The sequence below is a fragment of the Nocardia sp. NPDC004568 genome, from assembly GCF_040609955.1.
In the GTDB taxonomy this organism is placed as follows: domain Bacteria; phylum Actinomycetota; class Actinomycetes; order Mycobacteriales; family Mycobacteriaceae; genus Nocardia.
The window spans coordinates 1-7,144 of the sequence record NZ_JBEXLL010000142.1 but is presented as its reverse complement, the minus strand read 5'-3'; the positions used below and the strand labels follow the sequence as shown (position 1 = coordinate 7,144).

Sequence of the window (7,144 nt, the reverse complement as noted above, 5' to 3'; positions counted from 1 at the left end):
CCCGGGCCTGCCCGGTGCACCCGAACCCCCCCCCAACCCCCCTGTACGTGGACGCTTACGCGCGCCCCGCAAACCCGCACCGCCACCCGGGGGGAGCGTCATCCGACGCTCCCGCCGTTTCGCGTATCCGGGCGCCCCGGGCGCGGTACCGGTGGCGGCCGAGGGTCCGGCCACCTGGTCTATGCCGGGGCGCCGCCGTCGGCCGCGGCTACCCGGCCGTCCGGGCACGGACTATTTTCGTGCGGCCGGCGGTTGCCGCATTGCGTGACTGTGGTTTTGCTGCTCTCCGGGAGTACACGCGCCGGGTCGACCAATACGGCCGCGCTGCGCACAGTGCAGGCCGTGGCGCCGGAGGGGGTCGAGGCGCGCTGGTACGGCGGTCTGACCGATCTGCCCGCGTTCGTGCCCGAGGCCCCCGAGCCCGCCCATCCCGCGGTGCGGCAGTTACGAGAGCAGCTGGCGGCCGCGGACGCGGTGCTGTTCTGTACCCCGGAGTACGCGGGCACGCTGCCGGGCAGTCTCAAGAACCTCCTGGACTGGACCGTGGGTACCGGCGATCTCTACGGAAAGCCGGCCGCCTGGCTCACCGTCGCGGCGCCGGGCCGGGGTGACGGGGCCGTGGCGACGCTGGCGAGCGTGCTCGGCTATGTCGGTGCCGACGTGGACGAGCAGAGCTGTGTGCGCCTGCCCCTCTCGCGGACCGATATCGGAGAAGACGGGCTCGTCGCCTCACCGGCGTTCCGGACCGGCGCGGCCGAGGCGGTGCGCCGGCTGGGCGCGCGCCCGCGAGACTCCGGCACGGACCGTATCGAGTCCGGTATCCGCTAGGCGGACGGGAGCCGGCGCGCCCCGGTCAACCCGGCTATCGCGTCCGTTTTGCCAGATGAGGCAGTGTCCGGCTATGCTCGATCAGGTTGTCGACCAGTTCGGCACCACCAATCCGTTCTACCGAAGACCGTTGGTCGCCGATTTCGTATGGAATCGGTCGAAGGTCCGGCGAGAGTGCCGGCGGCCCACGCAGGGAGAGCCGAGGCTGGAGAATATGCACGCCTAGCCGTGCCGATATCTTCTTTCGCGCCCCGGAACGCTCTGCGTTCGGGGCGCTTGTTCTTTTGCCGGCCCCTGATTCGGTAGGGCATATCCATACCGACATCAGAGAGGAGGCGAAGTATGGCGAAACCCGAAAAGGTAGCCGCGGTCGCGGAGATCGCCGAGCAGTTCAAGGGCTCGACGGCCGCAGTCGTCACGGAATACCGTGGCCTGTCCGTCGGTGCGCTCACCGAACTGCGTCGTGCGCTCGGTGCCGACGCCACGTACTCCGTCGCCAAGAACACCCTGGTGAAGCGCGCTGCGGCCGAGGCCGGCGTGGAGGGTCTGGACGATCTGTTCGTCGGACCCACCGCGATCGCGTTCATCTCCGGTGAGCCGGTCGACGCCGCCAAGGCGCTGAAGACCTTCGCCAAGGACCACAAGGCGCTCGTCATCAAGGGCGGCTACATGGACGGCGCTCCGCTGTCCGTGTCCGAGGTCGAGCGGATCGCCGATCTGGAGTCCCGCGAGGTCCTGCTGGCCAAGCTGGCCGGTGCCATGAAGGGCAACCTGGCCAAGGCCGCCGGTCTGTTCAACGCTCCCGCTTCGCAGGTGGCCCGCCTGGCCGCCGCGCTGCAGGAGAAGAAGCAGGCCGAAGGCGGCGAAGCCGCCGCGGAGTAAGACCCGCGTCACCATTCGCGGAACGGTCGACTCCGGCTCGCCCGCGCAGACATTCACTATCGAAAGGAAATATCAATGGCCAACGTTGACGAGCTGCTCGAAACCTTCGGCAACATGACCCTGCTGGAGCTCTCCGACTTCGTGAAGAAGTTCGAGGAGAAGTTCGAGGTCACCGCTGCTGCTCCGGTCGCCGTCGCCGCCGCGGGTGCCGCCCCGGCCGCCGCCGAGGCCGCCGAGGAGCAGGACGAGTTCGACGTCATCCTCGAGGGTGCCGGCGACAAGAAGATCCAGGTCATCAAGGTGGTCCGCGAGATCGTCTCCGGCCTGGGCCTGAAGGAGGCCAAGGACCTCGTCGAGGGCGCGCCGAAGCCGATCCTGGAGAAGGTGGCCAAGGAAGCCGCCGAGGCCGCCAAGGAGAAGCTGGAAGGCGCCGGCGCCAAGGTTTCGGTCAAGTAATACCGACCGGCTCTGCCGGAAACGGGCGGTTCCCTCCGGGGGACCGCCCGTTTTCTTCGTATTACGACCGATTTTCTCGCGCGCTGGTTAACGGCGGTTCTGCGGTATCGAACTCGGCAGCCATGGTTACTCTTCGGTCAGGTCGGGTGTGCTATGGGCGTGCCATGGGTTACAGTGACCGGACTCGCTGTGACGTGACGCACCGCTTCCGGGTCTGTGGTGCAAAGCGGGTAGCTCGCTGAGAAATGTGGAGGTTGGCGTGGGCGTCGAGGTCAGGACCGAGAGTGTAACCAAGTCGTTCGGTTCACAGCGGATTTGGCAGGACGTTTCTATTACCCTGCCTGCCGGTGAGGTCAGCGCGCTGCTGGGCCCGTCGGGTACCGGTAAGTCCGTATTCCTGAAGTCGCTGATCGGCCTGCTCCGGCCCGAGCGCGGCTCCATCTTCATCGGTGGCACCGATATCACCACCTGTTCCAACAAGGAGCTCTACGAGATCCGGAAGCTCTTCGGCGTGCTGTTCCAGGACGGCGCGCTGTTCGGCTCGATGAATCTCTTCGACAATGTCGCGTTCCCGCTGCGCGAGCACACGAAGAAATCCGAGTCCGAGATCCGCAAGATCGTCATGGAGAAGCTCGAGCTCACCGGTCTGCTCGGCGCCGAGGGCAAGCTGCCCGGCGAGATCTCCGGCGGTATGCGCAAACGGGCCGGGCTGGCCCGGGCGCTGGTGCTCGACCCGCAGATCATCCTGGTCGACGAGCCCGACTCCGGCCTGGACCCGGTACGTACCTCGTATCTGAGCCAGCTGCTCATCGATATCAACGCCCAGATCGACGCCACGATCTTGATCGTGACCCACAACATCAACCTGGCCCGTACCGTGCCGGACAATATCGGCATGCTGTTCCGCCGCCAGTTGGTCATGTTCGGCCCGCGCGAGGTGCTGCTCACCAGCGAGGAGCCGGTGGTCAAACAGTTCCTCAACGGCCGCATGATCGGCCCCATCGGTATGTCCGAGGAAAAGGACGAGGCCCAGATGGCACGCGAGCAGGCGATGGTGGACGCCGGCCATCACCACGGTGGTGCCGAAGAGGTAGAGGGCATCATCCCGCAGATGAAGGCCCAGCCGGGGATGCCGGTGCGCCAGGCGGTGGAGCGCCGGAAGAACCGGGTGCGTGAGATCATGCACACTCTGCCGCATGCCGCGCAGGTGGCCATCCGCGAATCGCTCGATCAGAACGATGAGACGATGGTCATGTCCTACAACTCGGGGCAGCGCGCCGGTGACCGCGGTAACGATTTCCCCGGGTCGGATTTCGACACCGCGCAGTACCCCAAGGTGTAAGAAAAGCTTGTTTCCGAAAGCAGCGCGTCGGGTTCGTACCCGGCGCGCTGTTTCGTGTCCGGGGTGGGTGTTCCCGGGCCGCTGCGGCCGCCGTATCCGGCCGGAACAGGACCGATGCGGCGACGCGTTGGTGATCTTGTACCGCGGCCGCCCTTTCGAAGGAAGCCAGGTCGGCACGGCCACTTGACGAGTTTCGCCGGACCAGTCACGCTATTGGTGGCGGCTTCGGCCGCCGTCGGTAGTGGACGACCGCCAGCGCCGAATTCGTTGTCGGAGGCTCCGCCCGTGGACCGGAACGCAGCCAGCGGAACCGGCCCGGCGCGTCAGCCACGCAACGCTTCGCCGGGGTGGTACTTTGACACCTCCGTATAGGTAGGTGTAGGTTTGGACGTTGCGCTGGCTGCCTCCTGTCCATTCCTTGATCGCACTACGAAAGTCCCACCCTTCCGGTGTTGCTTCCGTTGTTTGCTGTTCGAGTCTCGTTCGGGTTGTGACCAGCGAGAATCCCAAAATGTAGCAGACAAGCGACGGTCGCGGACCACCACGCGACGCGCGTGAGGTGCTGGAAGGACGCATCTTGGCAGTCTCCACCCAGACAAGCGCCAATACGAAGCTGGGAGTTTCCGGGGGTATCCCCGGGGCTCCGTTGCGGGTGTCTTTCGCGAAGATCCGGGAGCCGCTGGAGGTGCCCGGACTTCTCGATCTACAAACGGAATCTTTCGCCTGGTTGGTCGGCACGCCGGATTGGCGTGAGCGGGCCGCCGCGCGCGGTGACGGCGGGCTGGTCGGCGGGCTCGAGGAGGTGCTCGAGGAGCTCTCGCCGATCGAGGACTTCTCCGGCTCCATGTCCCTGTCCTTCTCGGATCCTCGTTTCGAAGAGGTCAAGGCCTCCATCGACGAGTGCAAAGACAAGGACATGACCTACGCGGCGCCGTTGTTCGTCACCGCGGAGTTCATCAACAACAACACCGGCGAGATCAAGAGCCAGACGGTCTTCATGGGTGATTTCCCGATGATGACCGACAAGGGCACCTTCATCATCAACGGCACCGAGCGTGTCGTGGTCTCCCAGCTGGTGCGTTCGCCGGGTGTGTACTTCGATCACTCCGTCGACAAGAGCACCGAGAAGGACCTGCACAGCGTGCGGGTCATCCCGAGCCGTGGCGCGTGGCTGGAATTCGACGTCGACAAGCGCGACACCGTCGGTGTGCGTATCGACCGCAAGCGGCGGCAGCCGGTGACCGTGCTGCTCAAGGCCCTCGGCTGGACGAGCGAGGAGATCACCGAGCGTTTCGGGTTCTCCGAGATCATGATGTCCACCCTGGAGAAGGACAACACGGCCGGCCAGGACGAGGCGCTGCTCGATATCTACCGCAAGCTGCGCCCGGGCGAACCGCCCACCAAGGAGTCGGCGCAGACCCTGCTGGAGAACCTGTTCTTCAAGGAGAAGCGCTACGACCTCGCGCGCGTGGGTCGCTACAAGATCAACAAGAAACTGGGTCTGCACCCGGGCGAGGCGATCGACGGGTCCGTGCTGACCCGCGAGGACATCGTCTCGACCATCGAGTACCTGGTGCGCCTGCACGCCGGTGACCGCACGATGACCGCCCCCGGCGGCGTCGAGGTGCCGGTCGAGGTGGACGATATCGACCACTTCGGTAACCGTCGTCTGCGTACCGTCGGTGAGCTGATCCAGAACCAGATCCGGGTCGGCCTGTCCCGGATGGAGCGTGTGGTCCGCGAGCGGATGACCACCCAGGATGTCGAGGCCATCACGCCGCAGACCCTGATCAACATCCGTCCCGTCGTGGCCGCGATCAAGGAGTTCTTCGGAACCTCCCAGCTCTCGCAGTTCATGGACCAGAACAACCCGCTCTCGGGCCTGACCCACAAGCGCCGCCTCTCGGCGCTGGGCCCCGGTGGTCTGTCCCGTGAGCGCGCGGGCCTCGAGGTCCGCGACGTGCACCCCTCGCACTACGGCCGCATGTGTCCGATCGAGACCCCGGAAGGCCCGAACATCGGCCTGATCGGTTCGCTGTCGGTATACGCGCGGGTGAATCCGTTCGGGTTCATCGAGACCCCGTACCGCAAGGTGGAGAACGGCCGCGTCACCGACGAGGTCGTGTACCTGACCGCCGATGAGGAGGACCGGCACGTCCGGGCCCAGGCCAACTCCGCGGTCGACTCCGACGGCAATTTCGTCGAGGACCGGGTGCTGTGCCGCCGCGGTAACGAGGAAATGGAATTCGTCCCGGCCACCGAGGTCGATTACATGGACGTGTCGCCGCGGCAGATGGTGTCTGTCGCGACGGCGATGATTCCGTTCCTGGAGCACGATGACGCCAACCGTGCCTTGATGGGTGCGAATATGCAGCGTCAGGCCGTGCCGTTGATCCGTTCCGAAGCCCCTGTGGTGGGTACCGGTATGGAACTGCGGGCCGCGGTCGATGCGGGCGATGTCGTGGTCAACGACAAGGCCGGTGTGGTCGAGGAGGTCTCCGCGGACTACGTCACGGTCATGGCCGATGACGGCACCCGTAAGTCGTATCGGATGCGGAAGTTCGCCCGCTCCAACCAGGGCACGTGTGCCAACCAGCGGCCGATCGTGGACGAGGGTCAGCGGGTCGAGCGTGGTCAGGTGCTGGCCGATGGTCCGTGCACCGAGAACGGTGAGATGGCGCTCGGTAAGAACCTGCTGGTGGCGATCATGCCGTGGGAAGGCCACAACTACGAGGACGCGATCATCCTGTCGCAGCGGTTGGTCGAAGACGACGTGTTGACCTCGATTCATATCGAGGAGCACGAGATCGATGCCCGCGACACCAAGCTCGGTGCCGAGGAGATCACCCGCGATATCCCGAATGTCTCCGATGAGGTCCTGGCGGATCTGGACGAGCGGGGCATCGTGCGGATCGGTGCCGAGGTCCGTGATGGGGACATCCTGGTCGGGAAGGTCACCCCGAAGGGGGAAACCGAGCTGACGCCGGAGGAGCGGCTGCTGCGGGCGATTTTCGGTGAGAAGGCGCGTGAGGTGCGTGATACCTCGCTGAAGGTGCCGCACGGTGAATCCGGCAAGGTGATCGGTATCCGCGTCTTCTCCCGTGAGGACGACGACGATCTGCCTCCGGGTGTGAACGAGTTGGTTCGGGTGTATGTGGCGCAGAAGCGCAAGATCCAGGACGGTGACAAGCTCGCGGGCCGGCACGGGAACAAGGGTGTGATCGGCAAGATCCTGCCGACCGAGGATATGCCGTTCATGCCGGACGGCACGCCGGTGGACATCATTTTGAACACCCATGGTGTGCCGCGTCGTATGAATATCGGGCAGATCCTGGAGACCCATCTCGGCTGGATCGGCAAAGCCGGTTGGGAAGTCGAGGGCAATCCCGACTGGGCCAAGAACCTGCCGGAGGAGATGTGGGGTGCCCCCGCGGACTCCAATATCGCCACCCCGGTGTTCGACGGTGCGCAGGAGGAGGAGCTCAGCGGTCTGCTCGCTTCGACACTGCCCAACCGCGACGGTGAGCGGATGGTGAACGCCGACGGTAAGGCGACGTTGTTCGACGGTCGTTCCGGTGAGCCGTTCCCGTACCCGGTGGCGGTCGGCTACATGTACATCCTGAAGCTGCACCACCT

The 7,144-nt window shown here is 65.4% G+C and carries 5 protein-coding genes; all 5 read left to right on the top strand.

Annotation, left to right across the window (positions count from 1 at the left end; translation table 11 throughout):
* Positions 1–264: 264 nt before the first annotated feature.
* Positions 265–828, top strand: a complete 564-nt coding sequence (locus tag ABZV91_RS31715) for an NAD(P)H-dependent oxidoreductase (RefSeq protein ID WP_355249401.1) — start codon at positions 265–267, stop codon at positions 826–828.
* Between the two features lie 342 nt (positions 829–1,170).
* Positions 1,171–1,710, top strand: coding sequence for a 50S ribosomal protein L10 (gene rplJ, locus ABZV91_RS31710; protein WP_063062912.1), 540 nt, complete (start codon positions 1,171–1,173; stop codon positions 1,708–1,710).
* Between the two features lie 75 nt (positions 1,711–1,785).
* Positions 1,786–2,166 carry a 50S ribosomal protein L7/L12 gene (gene rplL / locus ABZV91_RS31705; RefSeq protein ID WP_030525645.1) on the top strand — a complete coding sequence of 127 codons (381 nt, stop codon included), beginning with the start codon at positions 1,786–1,788 and terminating at the stop codon, positions 2,164–2,166.
* Positions 2,167–2,425: 259 nt separating this feature from the next.
* Positions 2,426–3,508 (top strand): ABC transporter ATP-binding protein, encoded by a 1,083-nt coding sequence (locus tag ABZV91_RS31700; RefSeq protein ID WP_232330682.1) that lies wholly within the window; start codon positions 2,426–2,428, stop codon positions 3,506–3,508.
* Positions 3,509–4,067: 559 nt separating this feature from the next.
* Positions 4,068–7,144 (top strand): DNA-directed RNA polymerase subunit beta (gene rpoB / locus ABZV91_RS31695; protein WP_355249400.1); only part of this gene is annotated, 3,077 nt, incomplete at its 3' end.

Coding starts and splice junctions, on each gene's coding strand:
- rplJ (WP_063062912.1), top strand. CDS start 1,171: ATGGCGAAACCCGAAAAGGTAGCCGCGGTCGCGGAGATCGCCGAGCAG.
- rplL (WP_030525645.1), top strand. CDS start 1,786: ATGGCCAACGTTGACGAGCTGCTCGAAACCTTCGGCAACATGACCCTG.